The sequence below is a fragment of the uncultured Meiothermus sp. genome (assembly GCF_937863175.1).
In the GTDB taxonomy this organism is placed as follows: Bacteria; Deinococcota; Deinococci; order Deinococcales; family Thermaceae; genus Meiothermus.
The window spans coordinates 1-1,524 of record NZ_CALMCQ010000219.1 but is presented as its reverse complement, the minus strand read 5'-3'; the positions used below and the strand labels follow the sequence as shown (position 1 = coordinate 1,524).

The following is a 1,524-nucleotide window of genomic DNA, read 5'->3' as shown; positions in this document are numbered from 1 at the left end:
GTGGAGAACGTGGATTTTCTCGCCGGACTCAGCAGACTCTCGTTCTTCGTGCTCAACCCCAGATGGAGAGAGGAGATGATTGGATGAAAAAACTTATCGCCCTGGTGGTGGCCGCCTTTATGTTGGCGGGGTGCGGCAACTTTGTCACCGACTTTGGGATTCCCAGCGTACTCATAGCTTCTAAATCCGCAAGGATCGTGACCGAGGAGGTAGGGGGTGTGACCGTTACGAAACTGGTTCTTGAATACACAGCCCGCACGCTTCCTGGGAGCCCAGGAGGTGCTATCACCAGCTTTAACCTGGCTGGGGGTGGCTCCATCCCAGGCGCTGGCGAAGTTCTACCCTGCGACCCTTCTGCAAATTATGTAGACTGCCCGGTGGTAAACGGTGTCCTGGAGATCACTCCTCCTCCCGCTCTGGGTACCATCGTGCTGGAGAGCTATTCTGCCATCGGCCTCAATAGCTATGGGCGTACGGTAGTGCTCAATCCCACCATTAGACTGTACTGAAGATGTATCTCTCTTTCCGGCCCAGGCCATCCGGTCTGGGTTATACTTTCTGGAATGAGCGTAAGGGACTTCACCCAGAATCTGGATGTTCTGCTGGTCGAATTTGAAGATCGCCTGCGGGCTGTGGTGCACTCGGAGGTGGAGTTTGTCCAGCTCATCGAAGAAGACCTGGTCACAGCAGGGGGCAAGCGGGTGCGGCCCCGGCTGGTCTTCCTGACCAGCAATGCCCTGGGAGGGGTTCCGGGGGCGATGGAACTGGCCCTGTCGGTTGAGTTGCTGCACTCGGCTTCGCTGCTGCACGACGACCTGGTAGACGACGCCGAAACCCGGCGGGGCAAAGAGGCTGCTTTTCGCAAGTATGGCAATGCGGTCTCGGTGCTCTCGGGCGACTACCTGCTCTCGAGGCTGATGGCTTTGCTGGCCCAGACCGGGCGCATGGAACTGGTAGCGATGTTCGCCGAGACCGCCCGGCAGCTTTCCGAGGCCGAGGTTTTGCAGTTTCAGGTGGCAGCCCTGCACGATTACTCCCTGGCCAACTACGAACGCATCATTGACGGCAAGACTGCCTCGGTGATGCGGGCGGCTTGCGAAGGGGCTGCGGTGTTGGGTGGTGTACCCGCAGTTCATCAGGAAGCCCTGGCCCGCTTTGGCTCCTTGTATGGCCAGGCTTTCCAGATGCGCGACGACTACCTGGATCTGATGGGCACGGCAGAGGTGTTGGGCAAACCTGCGGGCGGTGACGTGCGCGAGGGTAAGGTCACCCTCATCACCCTGCGGCTGCTCGAGGCCTACCCCGGGGCGCCCGACTACCGGGTACGGCCGTCGGCGGGCTTCGCCCGGGCCACCTACACGTTCCGCCACGGTGCCGGCGAGCCCGTGGTCGCCGAGGTCTCGACGTCCTGGTCCTACGTGGGTGCCGGGCTCCGGCTGTCGTTCGAACTGTTGGGCCCGGAGTACTCCATGTCGGCGAACACGCTCGACACCGAGGCGAAGCTGTTCCTGTCCCGCGAGCTCG

Annotated in this window: 2 protein-coding genes and 1 pseudogene; all 3 read left to right on the top strand. The window is 61.1% G+C overall.

Annotated features, from left to right (window positions below; translation table 11 throughout):
- Positions 1-87: pseudogene (locus Q0288_RS08500) on the top strand (redox-sensing transcriptional repressor Rex); the annotation flags it as partial.
- Positions 84-509: a hypothetical protein gene (locus tag Q0288_RS08495; protein ID WP_299429464.1), complete on the top strand. Its 426-nt coding sequence runs from the start codon at positions 84-86 to the stop codon at positions 507-509. The pseudogene Q0288_RS08500 and the gene Q0288_RS08495, both read left to right, overlap by 4 nt.
- A 54-nt stretch (positions 510-563) precedes the next feature.
- Positions 564-1,524 (top strand): polyprenyl synthetase family protein (locus tag Q0288_RS08490; RefSeq protein WP_299429463.1); only part of this gene is annotated, 961 nt, incomplete at its 3' end.